General features: G+C 70.1%; 18 protein-coding genes. 13 read left to right on the forward strand and 5 right to left on the reverse strand.

What is annotated here, in order from left to right; translation table 11 throughout:
- Positions 1-596 precede the first annotated feature (596 nt).
- Positions 597-1,796, reverse strand: a complete 1,200-nt coding sequence (tyrS, locus tag C9F13_RS09375; RefSeq protein ID WP_108446009.1) for a tyrosine--tRNA ligase — start codon at positions 1,794-1,796, stop codon at positions 597-599.
- Between the two features lie 113 nt (positions 1,797-1,909).
- Here tyrS and C9F13_RS09380 point away from each other — a divergent pair, with 113 nt between their 5' ends.
- Positions 1,910-3,040, forward strand: a complete 1,131-nt coding sequence (locus C9F13_RS09380; RefSeq protein ID WP_108446010.1) for an anhydro-N-acetylmuramic acid kinase — start codon at positions 1,910-1,912, stop codon at positions 3,038-3,040.
- A gap of 24 nt (positions 3,041-3,064) precedes the next feature.
- Here the strand turns inward: C9F13_RS09380 and C9F13_RS09385 are convergent, their stop codons facing one another.
- Positions 3,065-4,207, reverse strand: a complete 1,143-nt coding sequence (locus C9F13_RS09385; RefSeq protein WP_108446011.1) for a PilT/PilU family type 4a pilus ATPase — start codon at positions 4,205-4,207, stop codon at positions 3,065-3,067.
- 25 nt (positions 4,208-4,232) lie between these two features.
- Positions 4,233-5,264, reverse strand: a complete 1,032-nt coding sequence (locus tag C9F13_RS09390) for a type IV pilus twitching motility protein PilT (RefSeq protein ID WP_108446012.1) — start codon at positions 5,262-5,264, stop codon at positions 4,233-4,235.
- A 63-nt stretch (positions 5,265-5,327) separates the two neighbouring features.
- On the opposite strand from C9F13_RS09390, the gene C9F13_RS09395 reads away from it, so the two are divergent.
- From C9F13_RS09395 to C9F13_RS09425, 7 genes are all read left to right on the forward strand, one after another.
- Entirely contained in the window at positions 5,328-6,032 is a 705-nt protein-coding gene (locus C9F13_RS09395; RefSeq protein WP_108446013.1) for a YggS family pyridoxal phosphate-dependent enzyme, read from the forward strand.
- Between the two features lie 55 nt (positions 6,033-6,087).
- The gene (proC, locus tag C9F13_RS09400; RefSeq protein ID WP_108446014.1) at positions 6,088-6,912 is read left to right on the forward strand and encodes a pyrroline-5-carboxylate reductase; all 825 of its coding nucleotides are present in this window, start codon (positions 6,088-6,090) and stop codon (positions 6,910-6,912) included.
- 56 nt (positions 6,913-6,968) lie between these two features.
- Positions 6,969-7,562, forward strand: coding sequence for a YggT family protein (locus tag C9F13_RS09405; protein WP_108446015.1), 594 nt, complete (start codon positions 6,969-6,971; stop codon positions 7,560-7,562).
- 40 nt (positions 7,563-7,602) lie between these two features.
- The gene (gene metX / locus C9F13_RS09410; RefSeq protein ID WP_108446016.1) at positions 7,603-8,760 is read left to right on the forward strand and encodes a homoserine O-succinyltransferase MetX; all 1,158 of its coding nucleotides are present in this window, start codon (positions 7,603-7,605) and stop codon (positions 8,758-8,760) included.
- On the forward strand, positions 8,760-9,356 hold the full coding sequence (gene metW, locus C9F13_RS09415; RefSeq protein ID WP_108446427.1) for a methionine biosynthesis protein MetW: 597 nt from the start codon (positions 8,760-8,762) through the stop codon (positions 9,354-9,356). The genes metX and metW overlap by 1 nt, the downstream gene beginning before the upstream one ends.
- Before the next feature lie 62 nt (positions 9,357-9,418).
- Positions 9,419-9,871, forward strand: a complete 453-nt coding sequence (locus tag C9F13_RS09420; protein WP_108446017.1) for a DUF4426 domain-containing protein — start codon at positions 9,419-9,421, stop codon at positions 9,869-9,871.
- On the forward strand, positions 9,868-10,212 hold the full coding sequence (locus C9F13_RS09425) for a Rieske (2Fe-2S) protein (protein WP_108446018.1): 345 nt from the start codon (positions 9,868-9,870) through the stop codon (positions 10,210-10,212). Before C9F13_RS09420 ends, C9F13_RS09425 begins: the two co-directional genes overlap by 4 nt.
- On the opposite strand, the gene sfsA is transcribed toward C9F13_RS09425, so the two are convergent.
- A complete protein-coding gene (sfsA, locus tag C9F13_RS09430; protein WP_108446019.1) occupies positions 10,171-10,968 on the reverse strand; it encodes a DNA/RNA nuclease SfsA in 798 nt (265 codons plus the stop codon). The two genes, C9F13_RS09425 and sfsA, sit on opposite strands and share 42 nt — an antisense overlap.
- Positions 10,968-12,128 (reverse strand): aminotransferase class I/II-fold pyridoxal phosphate-dependent enzyme, encoded by a 1,161-nt coding sequence (locus C9F13_RS09435; protein ID WP_108446020.1) that lies wholly within the window; start codon positions 12,126-12,128, stop codon positions 10,968-10,970. The genes sfsA and C9F13_RS09435 overlap by 1 nt, the downstream gene beginning before the upstream one ends.
- A gap of 218 nt (positions 12,129-12,346) precedes the next feature.
- Here C9F13_RS09435 and dksA point away from each other — a divergent pair, with 218 nt between their 5' ends.
- The 5 genes from dksA to C9F13_RS09455 all read left to right on the forward strand — a co-directional run bounded on the left by dksA (position 12,347) and on the right by C9F13_RS09455 (position 18,270).
- Positions 12,347-12,784, forward strand: coding sequence for an RNA polymerase-binding protein DksA (gene dksA / locus C9F13_RS09440; protein ID WP_108446021.1), 438 nt, complete (start codon positions 12,347-12,349; stop codon positions 12,782-12,784).
- An 88-nt stretch (positions 12,785-12,872) separates the two neighbouring features.
- A complete protein-coding gene (gene gluQRS / locus C9F13_RS09445; RefSeq protein WP_108446022.1) occupies positions 12,873-13,766 on the forward strand; it encodes a tRNA glutamyl-Q(34) synthetase GluQRS in 894 nt (297 codons plus the stop codon).
- An 11-nt stretch (positions 13,767-13,777) separates the two neighbouring features.
- Entirely contained in the window at positions 13,778-13,954 is a 177-nt protein-coding gene (locus tag C9F13_RS17580; protein WP_170121140.1) for a hypothetical protein, read from the forward strand.
- Complete coding sequence (locus C9F13_RS09450) at positions 13,944-16,904, forward strand: ATP-binding protein (protein WP_108446023.1); 2,961 nt, start codon at positions 13,944-13,946, stop codon at positions 16,902-16,904. The genes C9F13_RS17580 and C9F13_RS09450 overlap by 11 nt, the downstream gene beginning before the upstream one ends.
- Positions 16,882-18,270 carry a sigma-54-dependent transcriptional regulator gene (locus C9F13_RS09455; protein WP_108446024.1) on the forward strand — a complete coding sequence of 463 codons (1,389 nt, stop codon included), beginning with the start codon at positions 16,882-16,884 and terminating at the stop codon, positions 18,268-18,270. Before C9F13_RS09450 ends, C9F13_RS09455 begins: the two co-directional genes overlap by 23 nt.
- Positions 18,271-18,943: the final 673 nt, after the last annotated feature.

The following is an 18,943-nucleotide window of genomic DNA, read 5'->3' on the forward strand; positions in this document are numbered from 1 at the left end:
ACAAGCGCCCACATGAATTACCTGATCGATTGTTAAAGAGCATCTCGCTGTTGCCGTCGTGTCCGGCCAACTTCTTGCGAAGCGGCGGTCTCGCCGGCGCCCTGCGAGGAAGGCGTATTCTACCTGATCGGCGTTTCTTGTCAACCCTGCGAGGCGTTCCGAAGAAGCGAAGCGGGCGACCGAAACCTCGTTGCGCCAGAGCGCTGCGAGTGCCGATCGAGTGGCGTGCATTCTACCGAATGCGGCGAGTTCGTCAAGCGGGAATTTTCAAAGCGCCTTCGAAAAACCCAAATGGAAACAAGCACTTCTGCCACCATCACCGCCTGCAACGTTTGCCCGTCGCCGGCAGCGGATGCGTACTTTACGGATTTCCCGGGGGCCGTGCAAGGCCTTCGTGAAGAAAAATGTCGGGGGCGTGTCGCGACCGTGACGAGAAGATGACCGGCACGCCGACGCCACCTTATCCACAGCGCCTTGCGACGCCCGCTGCAGCGACCGGGTGTGGATAGATTCTCCGTCCTCCAGAGACACGAACGCCCGCGCAAGGCGGGCGTCGTGACGGGCGAACCGGTCAGCCACAGATAGAGAGGCGGGGCTCAGCCGAGGGTCACCCGGGCATAGCGCTTCTTGCCCGCCTGGATGACGTAGCTCTTGCCGGTCTCGAGCATATGATCACGCTCGACCACCTCGCCATCGACCTTGACCCGGCCGTTGCCGAGCATGTCCTTGGCCTGGGCACTGTTGTTGGCCAGGCCCGAGCGGTTGAGCACCGCGGCGATCGGCGCCTGGGCGCTGCCCGCGAAGTCGACCTCGACCTCGGGCAGGTCCTCCGGCAGCTCGCCCTCGGCGAGCTGGTTGCCGGCGCTGCGATGGGCGTTGGCGGCCGCCTCCTCGCCGTGGTAGCGAGCGATCAGCTCGCGGGCGAGGACCATCTTGATGTCGCGCGGGTTGGCCCCGGCCTCGACATCGCGCTTGAGCGCCTCGATCTCCTCGTTGGGCTTGAGCGAGAGCAGCTCGAAGTAGCGCCACATCAGGCTGTCGGGCATGGAGACCAGCTTGTTGAACATCGCCCCCGGCGACTCGTCGACGCCGACGTAGTTGCCCAGCGACTTGGACATCTTCTGCACGCCGTCGAGCCCCTCGAGCAGAGGCATGGTCATCACCACCTGGGGCGACTGGCCAAAGTGCTTCTGCACCTCGCGGCCCATCAGCAGGTTGAACTTCTGGTCGGTGCCGCCGAGCTCCACGTCCGCCTCCAGCGCCACGGAGTCGTAGCCCTGCACCAGCGGATAGAGGAACTCGTGGAGGGAGATGGGCTGGCCCGCGCTGTAGCGCTTGTCGAAGTCGTCGCGCTCGAGCATGCGTGCCACGGTGCTCTGGCCGGCGAGCTCGATCATGTCGGCCGCGCTCATGGCCGAGAACCACTCGGCGTTGAAGCGCACCTCGGTCTTCTCGGGATCGAGGATCTTGAACACCTGCTCCTTGTAGGTCTGGGCGTTGGCCTTGACCTCCTCCTCGGTGAGCGGCTTGCGCGTCACGTTCTTGCCGGTGGGATCCCCGATGCGCCCGGTGAAGTCGCCGATCAGAAAGATCACCTCGTGGCCCAGGTCCTGGAACTGGCGCATCTTGGTCAGCAGGACGCTGTGCCCGAGGTGCAGGTCCGGCGCCGTGGGATCGAAGCCCGCCTTGATGCGCAGCGTGCGCCCGGAGGCCAGCTTCTTCTCCAGCTCGTCCTCGAGCAGGATCTCATGGGTGCCGCGCTTGAGCAGCGCCAGGGCGCCAGCTACATCGGTCATTGTCTCCTCTCCACTCAGCAGGCGGCCCGCGACCCGGCGGGCACTCGGTGTTCGAATGGTCGAGGATGGTACCATGTCCGACCACCCACGGTTGAGCCCGCCCGGGAGTCCCCATGAGCCTCTTCATCGGCCTGATGTCAGGCACCAGTCTCGACGGCATCGATGCCGCCCTCGTCGACATCACCCCGGGGCAGCCGCCGACCCTCATCGCCCACCATGCCGAGCCGATGCCCGAGGCGCTGCGCGACGCGCTGTGGCGCCTCTGCCATGCCGACCGGGTCGCCTTCGCCGAGCTGGCGGCCGCCGAGGACGCCTTCTGCCGCCGGCAGGCCGCCGCCGTCACCGCGCTGCTCGCCGGCAGCGGCGTGGCACGCGAGGCCATCGCCGCCATCGGCAGCCACGGCCAGACCATCGAGCACGCCCCCTGGGGCCACGACGGCGGCCCGGCCTATACGCTGCAGCTCGACAACCCCAGCCTGCTCGCCGAGCTCACCGGCTGCCCGGTGGTCGGCGACCTGCGCCGCCGCGACCTGGCCGCCGGCGGCCAGGCCGCCCCGCTGGCCCCGGCCTTCCACGAGGCGCTCTTCAGGGCGCGGGACGAATGGCGCCTGGTGCTCAACCTGGGCGGCTTCGCCAACCTCACGCTGCTGCCGCCGAGCGACGACCCGCGTGCGCCGCTGGGCTTCGATACCGGGCCGGCCAACGCCCTGCTGGACGCCTGGCACGCCCGTCATCGGGGCGGGCGCTTCGACGCCGGGGGCGCCTGGGCGGCCTCGGGGCGCGTCGACGAGGCGCTGCTGGCCCGCCTGCTGGCGGCGCCCTTCTTCCACCGCCCGCCGCCCCGCAGCACCGGCCGCGAGGTGTTCCATCTGGCGTGGCTGGACGCGCACCTGACGGGCGAGGAGAAGCCGGAAGATGTCCAGGCGACGCTGGCCGAGCTGACCGCCGCCAGCGTGGCGCTGGGCGTGGAGATGGCCCGGGAGTCGTTCGCGGCCCCGCCGGCCGCGCGGCTGATCCCCTGCGGCGGCGGGGCCCACAACCCGGACCTGCTGGCGCGCCTGGCGCGCCGGCTGCCGGAGACGCCGCTCACCACCGGCGACGACTGGGGCTGGCCCGCCGACTGGCTCGAGGCCGGCGCCTTCGCCTGGCTGGCCGCCCGGCGCCTCGACGGCGAGCCGGGCAACCTGCCCTCGGTGACCGGCGCCGCCGGCCCCCGGGTGCTCGGGGGGCTCTACGCCCCCTGAGCCGCTCGAGAGCGGGCCGGGGCGCTAGAAGTCGTCCTCGCCCCGCAGCGAGAGGTGGCTGGCCGCCTCCTTGGCGCCGGCCACCCCGTCGCTTTTCTCGTCGCCGAACTTGATCATCATGCGCAGGTCGTTGGCCGAGTCGGCATGCACCAGCGCCACCTCCTCACTGATCTTGCCCGCCTTGTAGAGGTCGAAGAGCGCCTGGTCGAAGGTCTGCATGCCGAGATCCCGCGAGCGCGCCATCACCTTCTTGATCTCGCCGACCTCGCCCTTGCGCACCAGGTCGCCGACCAGCGGCGACTTGAGCATGATCTCGATCGCCGGGCAGCGCCCGCCGTCCACCGTGGGCAGCAGCTGCTGGGCGACGATGGCGTGCAGATTGAGCGAGAGGTCGAGCCACACCTGGGCGTGGCGCTCGATGGGGAAGAAGTTGATGATGCGGTCCAGCGCCTGGTTGGCGTTGTTGGCATGCAGCGTCGCCAGGCAGAGGTGACCGGTCTCGGCGAAGGTCAGGGCGTGCTCCATGGTCTCCCGGGTGCGCACCTCGCCGATCAGGATCACGTCCGGCGCCTGGCGCAGGGTGTTCTTCAGCGCCACCTCGAAGGACTCGGTGTCGATGCCCACCTCGCGCTGGTTGATGATCGCCTTGCGGTGCGGGTGCACGTACTCGATGGGATCCTCGACGCTGATGATGTGGCCGCCGATCGTCTCGTTGCGCTGCTGGATCATCGACGCCAGGGTGGTCGACTTGCCGGTGCCGGTGCCGCCGACCACGAACACCAGGCCGCGCTTGATGGTGGCCAGCTCGCCGAGGGTGGCGGGCAGCGAGAGCTCCTCCAGGTGAGGGATGTCGAAGCCGATCCGCCGCACGACCATGGCCATCTGGTTGCGCTGCTGGAAGGCGCTGATGCGAAAGCGTCCCATGCCCTTGAGGCTCAGCGCGAAGTTGGCCTCGTGCTCGGTCTTGAAGCGCTCCTGCTGCGCCTCGGGCAGCGAGGCGCCGACCAGCTCGTTGACCTGCGCCACGCTGAGCCCCTGGTCGCCCAGGGGGGTGAGCTGGCCGGCCATCTTCAGCGTGGGCGGCGCGTTCACCGAGATCAGCAGATCCGACGCCTCCTTCTGCACCATGATGTCCAGCAGCTGGTGGAGCCACTCTTTTGCCGTCATGTCCCTGCCTCCTTGTTGTCCGCGCTCAGGCCAGCACGCCCTTCGCCTTGGCCTGGGCCTCCTCCCGCGCCACGGTGTTGTCGCTCACCAGCCGCGCCAGCGCGGCATCCATGGTCTGCATGCCGAGGTTGCCGCCGGTCTGGATCGCCGAGTAGATCTGCGCCACTTTATCTTCGCGGATCAGGTTGCGCACCGCCGCCGTGGCCACCAGGATCTCGTGGGCCGCCACCCGGCCGCCGCCCTGGCGCTTGAGCAGGGTCTGGGAGATCACCGCCTGCAGCGACTCGGAGAGCATCGAGCGCACCATCGACTTCTCCTCGCCCGGGAAGACATCGATGATCCGGTCGATGGTCTTGGCCGCTGAGGTGGTGTGCAGGGTGCCGAACACCAGATGGCCGGTCTCGGCCGCGGTCAGCGCCAGCCGGATGGTCTCGAGGTCGCGCAGCTCGCCGACCAGGATGATGTCCGGGTCCTCGCGCAGGGCGCTGCGCAGGGCCGGGGCGAAGCCGTGGGTATCGCGGTGCACCTCGCGCTGGTTGACCAGGCAGCGCTTGCTGCGGTGGACGAACTCCACCGGGTCCTCGATGGTGAGGATGTGCTCGAAGCGGTTGTCGTTGATGTAGTCGATCATCGCCGCGAGCGTGGTGCTCTTGCCCGAGCCGGTGGGGCCGGTGACCAGCACCAGGCCGCGGGGCAGCATCGAGAGCTGGCGGAAGACCGGGCCCATGCCCAGGTCCTCCATGGTCAGCACCTCGGTGGGAATGGTCCGGAACACCGCCCCGGCGCCGCGCGCCTGGTTGAAGACGTTGACGCGGAAGCGCGAGACGCCCGGCACCTCGAAGGAGAAGTCGGTCTCGAAGAACTCCTCGTAGTCGCGGCGCTGGCGGTCGGCCATGATGTCGTAGATCAGCTTGCGGACCTCGCGGTCCTCCATGGCCGGCACGTTGAGCCGGCGAATGTCGCCATCGACGCGGATCATCGGCGGCAGGCCCGCCGAGAGGTGGAGGTCCGAGGCGTTCTGTTTTGCCGAGAATGCCAGCAGTTCGGTAATATCCATGCGGTTCCCCTGCTTCCGGGATGAGGTTCCCTACGCTATGACCAGTATGACAGACCCTACGACATGACGGACCTGGTACTTTGCGAGTCGCTGGCCGCCGCTCGCGCCCGGCTCAGCGAGGCGCTCGTCGCCGCGGGCCGCCCCGCCGACGATGCCCGGCTGCTGGCGGTGAGCAAGACCAAGCCCGCCGCGCTGATCCGCGAGGCCTGGCAGGCGGGCCAGCGGGAGTTCGGCGAGAACTACGTCCAGGAGACCCTGGACAAGCAGGCCGAACTGGCGGATCTCCCGGGCATCGTCTGGCATTTCATCGGACCGCTGCAATCCAACAAAACCCGCGACGTGGCCGAACACTGCGCCTGGGTGCATAGCGTAGACCGGGAAAAGATCGCCCGGCGCCTGAGCGATCAACGCCCCGAGGACCGGGGACCGCTGGAGATCTGCCTGCAGGTCAACATCAGCGACGAGGCGAGCAAATCCGGCGTCTCCCTAGACGAACTGCCGGCGCTGGCCGAGGCCGTGCTGGCGATGCCGCGCCTGCGCCTGCGCGGCCTGATGGCGATCCCCGCCCCGGCCGCCACCGCCGCCGAGCAGCGAGCACCCTTCGCCCGGCTGCGCGAGGCCCTGAAGGGGCTTCAGGAGCGCTTCCCCGAGGCGCCGCTGGACACCCTCTCCATGGGCATGAGCGGCGACCTGGAGGCCGCGGTGGCCGAGGGCGCCACCCTGGTGCGCCTGGGCACCGCCATCTTCGGCGAACGTCACACGCGATAATCCCGCCCGCGCCGACTGCCGGCCGAGGCTTTCCACCATCACGAGGACAGATCCCATGGCCAGCACAATCACCTTCATCGGGGCCGGCAACATGGCCGGCGCCATCATCGGCGGGATGATCGAGAGCGGCTTCGCGCCGAACGACGTCATCGCCACCTCCCCCAGCGACGACGTCCTCGCCCCGCTGCGCGAACGGCTGGGCATCCGCACCGAGACCGACAACGCCGCGGCCGTCGCCGAGTCCGACGTGGTGGTGCTGGCGGTCAAGCCGCAGATCATGCGCGAGGTGTGCGAGCAGATGCGCGACGCCGTCCAGTCGCGCCGTCCGCTGATCGTCTCGGTGGCCGCGGGCCTGCCGGCCGAGACCCTCGAGGCGTGGCTCGGCGGCGACCTGCCGCTGGTGCGCTGCATGCCCAACACCCCCGCCCTGGTCGGCGCCGGGGCCGCCGGCCTCTACGCCAACGCGCGGGTCGACGAGACCCAGCGCCGGCTCGCCACCGAGCTGATGGAGGCGGTGGGCCTGGTGGAGTGGGTCGAGGAGGAGGCCCTGCTCGACGCGGTCACCGCCGTCTCCGGCAGCGCCCCGGCCTACTTCTTCCTGATGTTCGAGGCCATGGAGGAGGCCGGCGTCAAGCTCGGCCTGCCCGCCGACACCGCCCGCCGCCTGGCCATGCAGACCGCGCTGGGCGCCGCCAAGATGGCGCTGGCGAGCGACAAGCCGCCGGCCGAGCTCAAGCGCAACGTGATGTCGCCGGGCGGCACCACCGAACGCGCCATCGCACATCTCGAGAAGGCCGAGCTGCGCCGCATCATGGCCGAGGCGATGACCGCCTGCGCCGACCGCGCCGCCGAGATGGCCGACGAACTCGGCAAGCGCTGAGCCCTCGGGGCGGCACGCGCCCCACGATCACGTTTCAAGGACATGGAGGAGCCCTAATGGGCAGTCAATTGGGAAGCGCCGGCCTGCTGCTGGTCAACACCCTGATCAATATCTACATCTTCCTGCTGATGCTGCGCTTCCTGCTGCAGGCGTCCCGGGCGGACTACTACAACCCCATCAGCCAGTCGGTGGTGCGGGTCACCCAGCCGGCGGTGCGCCCCTTCCAGAGCTTCCTGGGGCCGGTGATGGGCCGCTTCGACCTGGCGACCCTGGCCACGGCCTTCGTGATCAAGGCGGTCGCCATCATCCTGATCCTGCAGCTCGCCGGCTTCGGCATGGCGCCGATCGCAAGCGTCGCGATCGGCGCGGTGGCCGCGGTGGCCAACGCCATCCTCAAGATCTACTTCTTCGCGCTGATCGTGATGATCATCCTCAGCTGGGTGGCGCCCCAGGCCAGCCATCCCGGGGCACTGCTGGTGATGCAGCTGGTGGAGCCGATCATGGCGCCGGTGCGCCGGGTGATTCCGCCGCTGGGCATGATCGACCTGTCGCCCATCGTGGTGTTCATCGCCATCAGTCTGATCGATGGTATCGTGGTGGGCTCGCTGACCCGCGCCGCGGGTGTCGTCGGGGCCCTGGTCGGCCTCTGACGCTGGCTCATGACAACGAACGACTGGACACCACACACCGATGCCCGAGTTTCCCCGCGATTCGGTCGGCCTGGTGACGCCCGAGACGGCGCACTTCGCCGACCCCCTGGCCCTGGCCTGCGGCAGGACGCTGCCGGCCTATGACCTGGTCTACGAGACCTACGGCACGCTCAACGCCGAGCGCTCCAACGCCATCCTGATCTGCCATGCCCTCTCCGGGCACCACCACGCCGCCGGCTTCCACGCGGCCGACGATCGCAAGCCCGGCTGGTGGGACGCGCATATCGGCCCCGGCAAGTCGATCGACACCGACCGCTTCTTCGTAGTCTCGGTCAACAACCTCGGTGGCTGCCACGGCAGCACCGGCCCCACCAGCGTGAACCCGGAGACGGGCCGCCAGTGGGGCCCGGACTTCCCGATCATGACGGTGCTCGACTGGGTGCACAGCCAGGCGCGGCTGGCCGACCGGCTGGGCATCGAGCGCTTCGCTGCGGTGATCGGCGGCAGCCTCGGCGGCATGCAGGTGCTGCAGTGGACCCTCTCCTACCCCGAGCGCATCGCCCACGCCGTGGTCATCGCGGCGACGCCCAAGCTCTCGGCCCAGAACATCGCCTTCAACGAGGTGGCGCGCCAGGCGATCCGCTCCGACCCCGACTTCCACGACGGCTGGTACGCGGATCACGACACGGCGCCGCGCCGCGGCCTCAAGCTCGCGCGCATGGTGGGCCACATCACCTACCTGTCCGAAGACGCCATGGGCAGCAAGTTCGGCCGCGACCTGCGCACGACCGACCTCAACTTCGGCTTCGACGTGGAGTTCCAGGTGGAGTCCTACCTGCGCTACCAGGGCGACACCTTCTCCACCTCCTTCGACGCCAACACCTACCTGCTGATGACCAAGGCGCTGGACTACTTCGATCCGGCGGGAGCCCACGACGGCGAGCTCTCCCGGGCGCTGGCCCCGGCGGCCTGCCCCTTCCTGGTGGTCAGCTTCACCACCGACTGGCGCTTCCCGCCATCGCGCTCCAAGGAGCTGGTCAACGCCCTGATCCGCGCCGACAAGTCGGTCAGCTACGTCAACATCGACTCGACCCACGGCCACGACGCCTTCCTGATGCCCGAGCCCCGCTACCAGGCGGTGTTCGCCGCCTTCATGAACCGCGTGGCCGGGGACCTGGGCCTGGAGGGCCACTCATGATGCGCGCCGACCTCAAGCTGATTCACGCCTGGATCCCCGAAGGCGCCCGGGTGCTCGACCTCGGCTGCGGCGAGGGCACGCTGCTGGCGGCGCTGGCCCGCGACAAGGGCGTCACCGGCTACGGCCTGGAGATCGACCCGGAGGGCATCACCGCCTGCGTCGCCAAGGGCGTCAACGTCATCGAGCAGAACCTCGACGAGGGGCTCGCCAACTTCGACGACAACGCCTGCGACCTGGTGGTGATGACCCAGGCGCTGCAGGCGCTGCGCCGCCCCGACCTGATGCTCGACGAGATGCTGCGCGTGGCCGGGGAGTGCATCATCACCTTCCCCAACTTCGCCTACTGGCGCCACCGCGCCTACCTCGGCTTCAAGGGCTACATGCCGGTCTCCCGCTCGCTGCCCCACGCCTGGTACGACACGCCCAACATCCACCTGTCGACCTTCAACGACTTTGAACGCCTGTGCCGCGACAAGGGTCTGAGCATTGTCGACCGGGCGGTGGGCATCGGCGACCACGAGGGCCACTGGACCTCGCGCTGGTGGCCCAACCTGTTCGGCGAGATCGCCATCTTCCGGGTCGCCCGCCGGCCGTGAGTCCGCACGACCCGGGATGCGGCCCAGAGCCCGGAGCCAAGAGCCCAGAGGGAGAACCGACGATGTTGCGACACAGCCTGACGGCCCTGATGCTGGGCCTGATCCTGCTGGCGGTCCTGCCGGCCCAGGCCCAGCAGTTCGAACAGGTGGGGGACTACCAGATCCACTACAGCGCCGTGAACACCAGCTTCCTGCCGGCCTCGGTGGCCCGGGAGCACGGCATCCAGCGCAGCCAGGCCATGGCGCTGCTCAACGTCAGCGTGATGGAACGCCTCGAGGACGGCTCGACCCGCACCGTGATCGCCTCGGTCGACGGCCGCAGCGCCACCCTCGACGGCAGCGACGAAAGCCCACTGGCCTTTCGCAGCCTGCGCATCGACGACACCCCCTCCCAGGTCGCGGTGTTCCGCATCCGCGAGGACGAGCCGATGCGCTTCGACCTGCGCGTGCGCTACGACCGCAATGCCGAGCCCGCCGAGGTGAGCTTCATCCAGCGCTTCTACATCGATCGATGAGCGCCGCGATCAGCGCGCGCCCCCTCGCCCGTCTCGCCGACCTCGAGGCCACCGCGGCCCGGGGCGTGCGCCTGCCCGACGGCCGCGACATCCTGCTGGTGCGAGTGCACGGCCGGGTCAGCGCCTTCGAGAACCGCTGCCCCCACCTCGGCGTGCCCCTCGAGGCCGAGCCGGACCGCTTCCTGGAAGCCGGCGGCGAGCTGATCCAGTGCGCCATGCACGGCGCGCTCTTCCTCCCCGAGGACGGCGAGTGCGTGTTCGGCCCCTGCCAGGGCGCTCGGCTGCGCGAGATCCCCGTCTCAGTCGCCGGCGACGGACGCATCCACCTCGCGGACGAGTGAGACCGGCAGGGCGCTTCCCAGGCGCACCGCGACCGGCACGCCGGCCTCGCGAACGAACACGCAGCGCCGCGCCAGCACCTCCACACCCCGCGCGGCCACCTCGCGCAGGGTCGCGGCATAGGCCGGGTCCAGGTGCGCGGCCGGCGCCACGTCCTCGATGCCCTCATGGGCCACGCAGAAGAGCAGCACGGCACGATGCTCCCGCTCGGCCAGCGTCGCCAGCGCCTCGAGGTGGCGCCGCCCCCGGGCGCTGACCGCGTCGGGGAAGTAGCCGTGCCCGTCGACCTCCCTGAGCGTCACCTGCTTGACCTCGACGAAGGCCGTGGCGCGGTGCGGGGCCTCGAGGCAGAAGTCGAGCCGGGTGCGCTCGCGGCCCTCGCGCTGGCTGGCTCCCTCGCCGGGGCTCGCCAGGCGCACCTCGCGGCGGAGCTCCGCGTAGCCCGCAAGCTCCTCCACCCGTTCCTCCCGCAGCGCCTCCTCGACGATGCGGTTGGCGCGCCCGGTGTGCACCGAGGCCGCCGCCACGCCGCCCTCGGGCCGGGGCAGCTCGATCAGCTCCCAGGTCCAGGCCAGCTTGCGCGCCGGGTTGTCGCTCGCCGCGAGCCACACCCGGCAGCCCGGCACGTTCACCGCGCGCATCGAGCCGGTGTTGGGGCAGTGGGCGACCACCTCGCGGCCGTCGTCGAGGCGCACGTCGGCCAGGAAGCGCTTGTAGCGGCGCAGCAGGGTGCCGGGCACCAGGGTCGGATACTCCATCAGCGACGCGCCAGGAAGCGCTCGAGGCGGCTCACCGCCTCCTCGAGGCGCGCCTCGCCGGTGGTGAAGGCGATGCGCACGTGGTGCTCGCCGCCCGCCAGGGCGAAGTCGGTGCCGGGAGTGATGGCGACGTTCTCCTCCTCGAGCAGCGCCCGGCAGAAGGCCTCGCTGTCGTCGCTGTAACGCGAGATGTCGAGCCACAGGTAGAAGGCCCCCTGGGGCGGCAGCGACGGCGCCAGCCCCAGCCGCGAGAGGCCGGCCAGCAGGGCGTCGCGACGCCGGCCGAGCTCGCGGCGACGCGCCTCGAGAAGCTCGCGGCACTCGGGCGTGAAGGCGGCCAGGGCGGCGTGCTGGGCCGGGGTGGAGGCGGCCAGGAAGACGTTCTGGGCCAGCCGGGTGAGCGGCTCCACCGCCGCCTCGGGCGCCACCAGCCAGCCCAGGCGCCAGCCGGTCATGCCGAAGTACTTCGAGAAGCTGTTGACCACGAAGGCGCCCGGGGCGATCGCGGCCGCCGAGAGCGGCGGCAGATCGAAGCAGAGCCCCTGGTAGATCTCGTCGACCAGCAGCGCGCCGCCGCGCGCCCGGACGGTGTCGGCCACCGCCGCGAGCCGCTCGGCGTCGAGCATGTGGCCGGTGGGGTTGGAGGGGGTGGCGAGCATGGCGAGCCGGGTCTCGTCGCGCCAGTGGCGCGCCACCCGCTCGGCATCGAGCTGCCAGCCGCTCTCGGGCCCCACCGGCACGGCGTCCACCTCGGCGCCGGCCAGGGCCATGAAGTGGCGGTTGCAGGGGTAGTTGGGGTCGGCCATCAGCACCCGGTCGCCGGGGCCGACCAGCAGCTGGCTGGCCAGCAGCAGCGCCCCGGAGGCGCCGGGCGTGATCAGTATGCGCGCCGGGTCGACCGCGGCGCCGAAGTGCTCGGCGTAGTGCCCGGCGATCGCCTCGCGCAGCGCCGGCAGGCCGGCCGCCGGGGTGTAGCGGGTCTGGCCGGCGTCCAGGGCGGCACGGCCGGCCGCCACCACCGGCGCGGGGGTGGCGAAGTCGGGCTCGCCGATCTCCAGGTGGATGACGTCGTGACCGGCGGCCTCCCGGGCCTGGGCGATCTCCAGCAGACTCATCACGCGAAAGGGGGCGACGCGCGCCACCCGGGCATTCCAGGACATCCGTGGCTCCTTGGGTCGCGCCGGGATTTCGGGGGCATCTTTCCGGCGGCCGATGGTCAAATTTGGCATGTTACGACTTTTGGCGTGACGTCGCAGTCCCGACGCCGACGGAGGTTGCAACGCCCGCCTTTTTCCGATAAACAAGCACCCCTTTGGCGTGAGATACCCTGCACGCGGCAGGTATTGATCAGCAGTCACTCAAGACACGAGGCGGACCCATGCCAGTAGCAGAAAAGAAGATGGATGCTCCCAAGAAATTCACCCCCTACGAGCCGGCGGCGGGTGAAGAGTACATGAACGAGAAGCAGCTGGAGCACTTCCGCAAGATCCTGCTGGGCTGGAAACAGGAGCTCATGGAAGAGGTCGACCGCACCGTTCGCCACCTGCAGGAAGAGGCGAACAACTACGCCGACCCGGCCGACCGGGCCACCCAGGAAGAGGGCTTCAACCTGGAGCTGCGCACCCGCGACCGCGAGCGCAAGCTGCTCAAGAAGATCAACGAGACCCTCGACAAGATCGACGAGGACGATTACGGCTTCTGCGAGGCCTGCGGCGTCGAGATCGGCATCCGCCGCCTCGAGGCGCGTCCCACCGCCACCCTGTGCGTGGACTGCAAGACCCTGGCCGAGCTCAAGGAAAAGCAGCTGGGCGGCTGACGGCGATGCCGATGCCCCGGACCTCCCCCCGCGACGGGCACCTCAGGGTGCCCGTTTGCGTCTCGGCCACCCACGCCGGAGCCCGGCGATGAGCGGCTATCGCGGCCGCTTCGCGCCGACCCCCTCGGGCCCGCTGCACTTCGGCTCCCTGGTGGCGGCGCTGGCGAGCTTCCTCGACGCCCGCCGTGCGGGCGGCGAGTGGCGGCTGCGCATCGAGGACATCGACCCGCCGCGCTGCCCGGCCGGCGCCGCCGACACCATCCTGCGCCAGCTCGAGGCCTTCGGCCTGCACTGGGATGGCCCGGTGAGCTGGCAGCACGACCGCGATGAGGCCTACGCCGCCGCGCTCGTCCGCCTCAAGGACGCCGGGCTCGCCTACCCCTGCAGCTGCTCGCGCAAGCAGTGGCGCGACCACGCCGTCTATCCCGGCTGGTGTCGCCACGGCGTGAGCGATCCCGCCAAGCCGGTGGCCTGGCGGCTGCGCAGCGACCTCGGCCCGCGCCCGGTGGTCTGGCCGGATCGGCTGTTCGGCGAGCAGCGCTTCGATCCCGCCGCGCTCGGCGACGTGGTGCTCAAGCGCAAGGACGGTCTCTGGGCCTACCAGCTCGCGGTGGTGGTGGACGACGCCGACCAGGGCATCAGCGACGTGGTGCGCGGGGTCGACCTGCTCGACAACACCCCCTGGCAGCGCCAGCTGCAGCAGGCGCTGGGCTACCCCGAACCGCGCTACCTGCACCTGCCGCTGATCCTCGGCGACGATGGCCAGAAGCTCTCCAAGCAGAACCTGGCACCGGCCCTGCCGGAGGCCGATGACGCGGTGCGCCCGCTGCTGCACGCGGCCCTGGCGTCGCTCGACCAGGCGCCACCGGAAGAGCTCGCCACGGCCCCGGTAGCCGAGCAGCTCGCGTGGGGCATCAGGCACTGGGACCCCGCCCGGCTGCGCGCCACGCCCCACCGCCAGGGCCACGCCCCCACCCCCTGAGAGGTGCCCGAGTGTACGTCTATCGCATCATGCTCTTCCTGGTCTTCGGCGGGTACCTGCTCTCGCCGCTGCTGATGAGCGGCTGGGCGAGCCCCGACATCGCCTGGTATCGCCCCTTCGTGGTCTGGGGCGTGCTGATCGCCCTGACCCTGTGGCTGGAACAGAAGAGAAAGCTCGATGAACGCTAGTCTCGGCGCCGTCCTGGCACTGGGCAGCGGCTACCTGCTGCTGCTCTTCCTCTGCGCCCTGGCGGTGGAGCGCGGCTGGATCCCCACGCGCGTCGCGCGCCACCCGGTGGTCTACACCCTGGCGCTCGGCACCTACGCCAGCGCCTGGGCGATCTACGGCAGCCTGGAGCTGGCCGGCAGTGCCGGCTACGGCTACCTGGCCTACTACCTGGGGGTGGCCGGCGCCTTCCTGCTCGCCCCGGTGCTGCTGGTGCCGATCCAGCGCATGACCCGCACCTACCAGCTCGCCTCGCTGGCCGACCTCTTCGCCTTCCGCTTCCGCTCGCGCTGGGTCGGCACCCTGATCACCCTGGTCAGCCTGCTCGCCGTGCTGCCGCTGCTGGCGCTCCAGGTGCAGACCCTGGGCGACAGCATCCACCTGTTGACCGACAGCGCCTCGCCGTCGCTGCTGGCGCTCGCGTTCTGCGCGCTGATCGCGCTCTTCGCGATCCTCTTCGGCGCCCGCCACACCCGGCTCCACGCCCGCCACGACACCCTGCTGGCGGCCATCGCCCTGGAGTCGCTGGTCAAGCTGGTCGCCATGCTGGCGCTGGGCGGCTTCGCGCTGTTCGTGGTCTTCAACGGTCCCGGCGACCTGCAGGCCTGGCTCGACGGCCCGGGCCGCCTGGCCCAGGCGCGGGTGGAGCACCTGGACCCGGCCCAGTGGCGCACCCTGCTGCTGCTGTTCTTCGCCGCGGCCTTCTTGATGCCGCACATGTTCCACATCACCTTCGCCGAGACGCTCTCGCGGCGCACCCTGCTGCAGGCCGCCTGGGCGCTGCCGCTGTTCCTGCTGCTGATGGCGCTGCCGGTGCCGCTGATCCTGTGGGCCGCCCAGCGCCTGGGCGCCGATGCCGCGGGGCTCGGCAGCGCCTACCTGGCCTACGGGCTCTCGGAGTCGCTGTGGCTGCAGGGGGTGGTGTTCATCGCCGGCCTCGCCGCCACCAGCGGCACCATGATCATCATCTCGCTGGCGCTCTCGGGGATGATCCTCAACCACCTGATACTGGTCGCCCACCCCCCGGTGGACCAGCCGGACCTCTACCACTGGCTGCGCTGGCTGCGGCGCGCCCTGATCGGCGCGGTGATCTTCGCCGGCTGGCTCTTCTATCGCCTGGTGGGGGTGAACCACGACCTCACCACCCTCGGGCTCGTGGCCTTCATCGGCATGGCCCAGTGCCTGCCGGGCATGCTGGCACTGCTCTACTGGCCCGGCGCCAACCGCAAGGGCATGGTCAGCGGGCTGACGGCCGGCGTGCTGGTGTGGCTCGCCGGCAGCTGGGTGCCGCTGCTCACCGACTTCCCGGCCCAGGTGCTGCTGCCGCCCGGCCTCGAGGCCCTGGCCGGCCAGCCGGACTGGTACGTGGTGACGATCGTCTCGCTGGCGGCCAACATCCTGACCTTCATCCTGGTCTCGCTGCTCACGCCCACCTCCGACGGCGAGCGCGCCGCGGCGGAGGCCTGCTCGGTGGACGCGGTGATCCGCCCCAAGCGCCTGCCGCTGGTCGCCGGCAACGGCGAGGAGTTCAAGTATCACCTGGCCCGCGCCCTCGGCGAGGAGGTCGCCGGCCGCGAGGTCGACCGGGCGCTGACCGACCTGGGCCTGTCGCCGCTGGACGGGCGCCCCTACGCGCTGCGCCGCCTGCGCGATCGCATCCAGGCCAACCTCTCGGGGCTGATGGGGCCGTCGGTGGCCCAGGACATCGTCGACCGCCACCTGCCCTATCGCCGCGGCGGCCTGGAGCCCACCGACGACATCCACTTCGTCGAGAGCCGCCTGGAGGCCTACCGCACCCGGCTGACCGGCCTGGCCCGCGAGCTCGACGGCCTGCGCCGCTACCACCGCCGCATCCTCACCCGCCTGCCGGTGGGCCTGTGCGCCTTCGGCGTCGACGACGAGCTGCTGATGTGGAACGACGCCCTGGCCGAGCTCACCGGCATCGACGGCGACAGCGTGGTCGGCTCCCGCCGGGACAGCCTGCCCCCGCCCTGGGACGATCTGCTGGGACGCATGTTCCTCGAGCACCACGACCACCTCTACAAGCAGCCGGTCCACCTCGACGGCACCACGCGCTATCTGAGCCTGCACAAGGCCGAGCTCACCGCCGACGAGGACATCCGCGGCGGCACCGTGGTGCTGGTCGAGGATCACAGCGAGATGAAGTGGCTGGAGGACGAGCTGGTGCACGCCGCGCGGCTCGCCTCCATCGGCCAGCTGGCCGCCGGGGTGGCCCACGAGATCGGCAACCCGGTCACCGGCATCTCCTCGCTGGCGCAGAACCTGCGCTACGACACCGACGACCCGGAGGTGCTGGAGACCGCCACCCAGATCCAGCAGCTCACCGACCGCATCTCGCGGATCGTCGAGTCGCTGGTCGGCTTCGCCCATGGCGGCCGCCACGTGGCGGGCCAGACCTTCGCCCCGGTCTCGCTGGCCGAGGTGACCGACGAGGCCCTGCACTTGATCCACCTCGCCCGCTCGGGGGAGGATATCCACTACCGTAATCGCTGCCCCGCGGGCCTCGAGGTCGAGGGCGACGCCCAGCGGCTGCTGCAGGTGATGGTCAACCTGCTCGGCAACGCCCGGGACGCCAGCGTCCCCGGCGGCGAGGTGATCGTCGACGCCGGCCGCCAGGGCGAGTGGCTGCACGTCACCGTCACCGACCAGGGCCACGGCATCGCCGAGCACGTGCGCGACCACCTGTTCGAGCCCTTCACCACCACCAAGCCACCCGGCGAGGGCACCGGACTCGGCCTGCCGCTGGTCTACAGCATCATCGCCGAACACGGCGGCCAGATCGACATCGACTCCCCGCCCCCCGGGCAGGCCCAGGGCACCCGCATCCACCTGTGGCTGCCCCTCAACACAGAGCATGGTGACCCCACCGATGAGCCGGATCCTGATCGTTGAAGACGAAGCCATCATCCGCAGCGCCCTGAGGCGGCTGCTGGAACGGCACGACCACCGGGTCAGCGAGGCGGGGTCGGTGGCCGAGGCGCTGGCCCTCGAGCCCCAGGGCTTCGACCTGGTGATCAGCGACCTGCGCCTGCCCGGCGAGCCCGGCACCGACCTGATCGCCCGCGCCGCCCCCGTGCCGGTGCTGATCATGACCAGCTACGCGAGCATGCGCTCGGCGGTGGAGGCCCTGAAGCAGGGGGCCGTGGACTACGTCGCCAAGCCCTTCGATCACGACGAGCTGCTCGAGACCGTGGCCCGGGTCCTGCACCAGCAGGCCACCCAGCAGGGCGAGCCGCCCGACGTCACCGAACCCGACGGCAAGCGCCAGCCCATGATCGGCAACTGCCCCGCCATGCAGGTGGTCTACACCCGCATCCGCAAGGCGGCGCCCGCCGACGTCACGGTGCTGGTGCAGGGCGAGTCGGGCACCGGCAAGGAGCTAGTGGCCCGGGCCCTGCACCAGCAGAGCCGGCGCGCCGCGGCGCCGCTGATCTGCGTCAACTGCGCGGCCATCCCCGAGACACTGATCGAGTCCGAGCTGTTCGGCCACGAGAAGGGCGCCTTCACCGGCGCCAGCGCCGCCCGCACCGGGCTCGTCGAGGCCGCCGACGGCGGCACCCTGTTCCTCGACGAGATCGGCGAGCTGCCCCTCGACGCCCAGGCGCGGCTGCTGCGCGTGCTGCAGGAGGGCGAGATCCGCAAGATCGGCTCGGTGGAGACCCGCCACGTGGACGTGCGCCTGATCGCCGCCACCCACCGCGACCTGCAGAGCCTGTCGAAGACCGGCGAGTTTCGCCTCGACCTCTACTATCGCCTCAACGTGATGCAGATCGATCTGCCCTCGCTGCGCGAACGCGACGACGACATCCTGCAGATCGCCGACGTGCTGCTGGAGAAGGCCTGCCGGCGTCACGAGCGCGAGGGCCTGCGGCTGTCGCGGGCCGCCCGCCGCACCATCCGCGACTACCCCTGGCCCGGCAACGTGCGCGAGCTGGAGAACGCCCTGGAGCGCGGCGTCATCCTCGCCGAGGGCCACCTGATCCACCCCGACGACCTGGGGCTCGCCAGCGCGCCCCGGCCACCCGTCGCTCCCGCCGGCGAGGCCTCGGCCCCGCCGCCGCCCGCGGAGTCGGAGCCGAGCGAGGAGGACGACCTCTCCCTGGAGGACTACTTCCAGCACTTCGTGCTGGAGCACCAGGACCAGATGAGCGAGACCGAGCTCGCCCAGAAGCTCGGCATCAGCCGCAAGTGCCTGTGGGAACGGCGCCAGCGCCTCGGCATCCCGCGCAAGAAGAGCCCGCGCCGCAGCACGGGATGACGCGACCAGGCCATGCGCCCTCTGACCATACGACCATAGTGCAAGCGCCCGCGGCCGACGCCGCGGGCGCCGTTTTTCCCCCTTCCGTCCCCCGTTTTGCACCATTTGTTACCTTCCCACACAGCCAATGCCCCATGGCGGGGCCAGATGGGTAACACTCCGCCGACGCGTCGCCACATGGCCTCGAAGCGACATCTCCATCACCATGTTTTATATAGATTTTTTCGACAGTGGCACGCCGCCTGCTACTACCTGACCAAGAAAAACAAATCCGGACGTCACCCGGGGCCAACAACAACAACTCGGCCATCAGGCGTGACAGGGCTCGACCCGACAACAACAACAAGAGACCCGGGCCCCTACGACTTCGGCGCCTGCCGACAACAAGAACAGCAGCGGCACGGCGCGAGGTCTTCGAGACTCAACAACAACAAGTCTGCTCGAAGCACCGGAGCCATCAGGACGCGACGCACCCAGAGACGGCCAACAACAATGACAAGGGCCAACGAGGTGCACTCCCGGCAACAATGCCAACAATCCGGGAGGAGGCATACTTTCATGCCGTCGTGGTTGGACTATTGTTTTGAATACGAGACGGTCGCCGTCAGGAGCATCAACAAACATAACAACACCGCTTGCCTGAACCTCCTTGGTGACTGTGGTGCGTATTCAG

The organism is Halomonas denitrificans, from assembly GCF_003056305.1.
Classification (GTDB): Bacteria; Pseudomonadota; Gammaproteobacteria; order Pseudomonadales; family Halomonadaceae; genus Halomonas; species Halomonas denitrificans.

Bases quoted from the DNA above. Each gene is read 5' to 3' on its own strand.
- tyrS (WP_108446009.1), bottom strand. From the start codon at position 1,796: ATGACCGATGTAGCTGGCGCCCTGGCGCTGCTCAAGCGCGGCACCCAT.
- dksA (WP_108446021.1), top strand. From the start codon at position 12,347: ATGCCAGTAGCAGAAAAGAAGATGGATGCTCCCAAGAAATTCACCCCC.
- sfsA (WP_108446019.1), bottom strand. From the start codon at position 10,968: ATGGAGTATCCGACCCTGGTGCCCGGCACCCTGCTGCGCCGCTACAAG.
- C9F13_RS09455 (WP_108446024.1), top strand. From the start codon at position 16,882: ATGAGCCGGATCCTGATCGTTGAAGACGAAGCCATCATCCGCAGCGCC.
- C9F13_RS09420 (WP_108446017.1), top strand. From the start codon at position 9,419: ATGTTGCGACACAGCCTGACGGCCCTGATGCTGGGCCTGATCCTGCTG.
- C9F13_RS09425 (WP_108446018.1), top strand. From the start codon at position 9,868: ATGAGCGCCGCGATCAGCGCGCGCCCCCTCGCCCGTCTCGCCGACCTC.
- C9F13_RS09380 (WP_108446010.1), top strand. From the start codon at position 1,910: ATGAGCCTCTTCATCGGCCTGATGTCAGGCACCAGTCTCGACGGCATC.
- metX (WP_108446016.1), top strand. From the start codon at position 7,603: ATGCCCGAGTTTCCCCGCGATTCGGTCGGCCTGGTGACGCCCGAGACG.
- proC (WP_108446014.1), top strand. From the start codon at position 6,088: ATGGCCAGCACAATCACCTTCATCGGGGCCGGCAACATGGCCGGCGCC.
- metW (WP_108446427.1), top strand. From the start codon at position 8,760: ATGCGCGCCGACCTCAAGCTGATTCACGCCTGGATCCCCGAAGGCGCC.
- C9F13_RS09435 (WP_108446020.1), bottom strand. From the start codon at position 12,128: ATGTCCTGGAATGCCCGGGTGGCGCGCGTCGCCCCCTTTCGCGTGATG.
- gluQRS (WP_108446022.1), top strand. From the start codon at position 12,873: ATGAGCGGCTATCGCGGCCGCTTCGCGCCGACCCCCTCGGGCCCGCTG.
- C9F13_RS09395 (WP_108446013.1), top strand. From the start codon at position 5,328: ATGACGGACCTGGTACTTTGCGAGTCGCTGGCCGCCGCTCGCGCCCGG.
- C9F13_RS09405 (WP_108446015.1), top strand. From the start codon at position 6,969: ATGGGCAGTCAATTGGGAAGCGCCGGCCTGCTGCTGGTCAACACCCTG.
- C9F13_RS09385 (WP_108446011.1), bottom strand. From the start codon at position 4,207: ATGACGGCAAAAGAGTGGCTCCACCAGCTGCTGGACATCATGGTGCAG.
- C9F13_RS09390 (WP_108446012.1), bottom strand. From the start codon at position 5,264: ATGGATATTACCGAACTGCTGGCATTCTCGGCAAAACAGAACGCCTCG.
- C9F13_RS09450 (WP_108446023.1), top strand. From the start codon at position 13,944: ATGAACGCTAGTCTCGGCGCCGTCCTGGCACTGGGCAGCGGCTACCTG.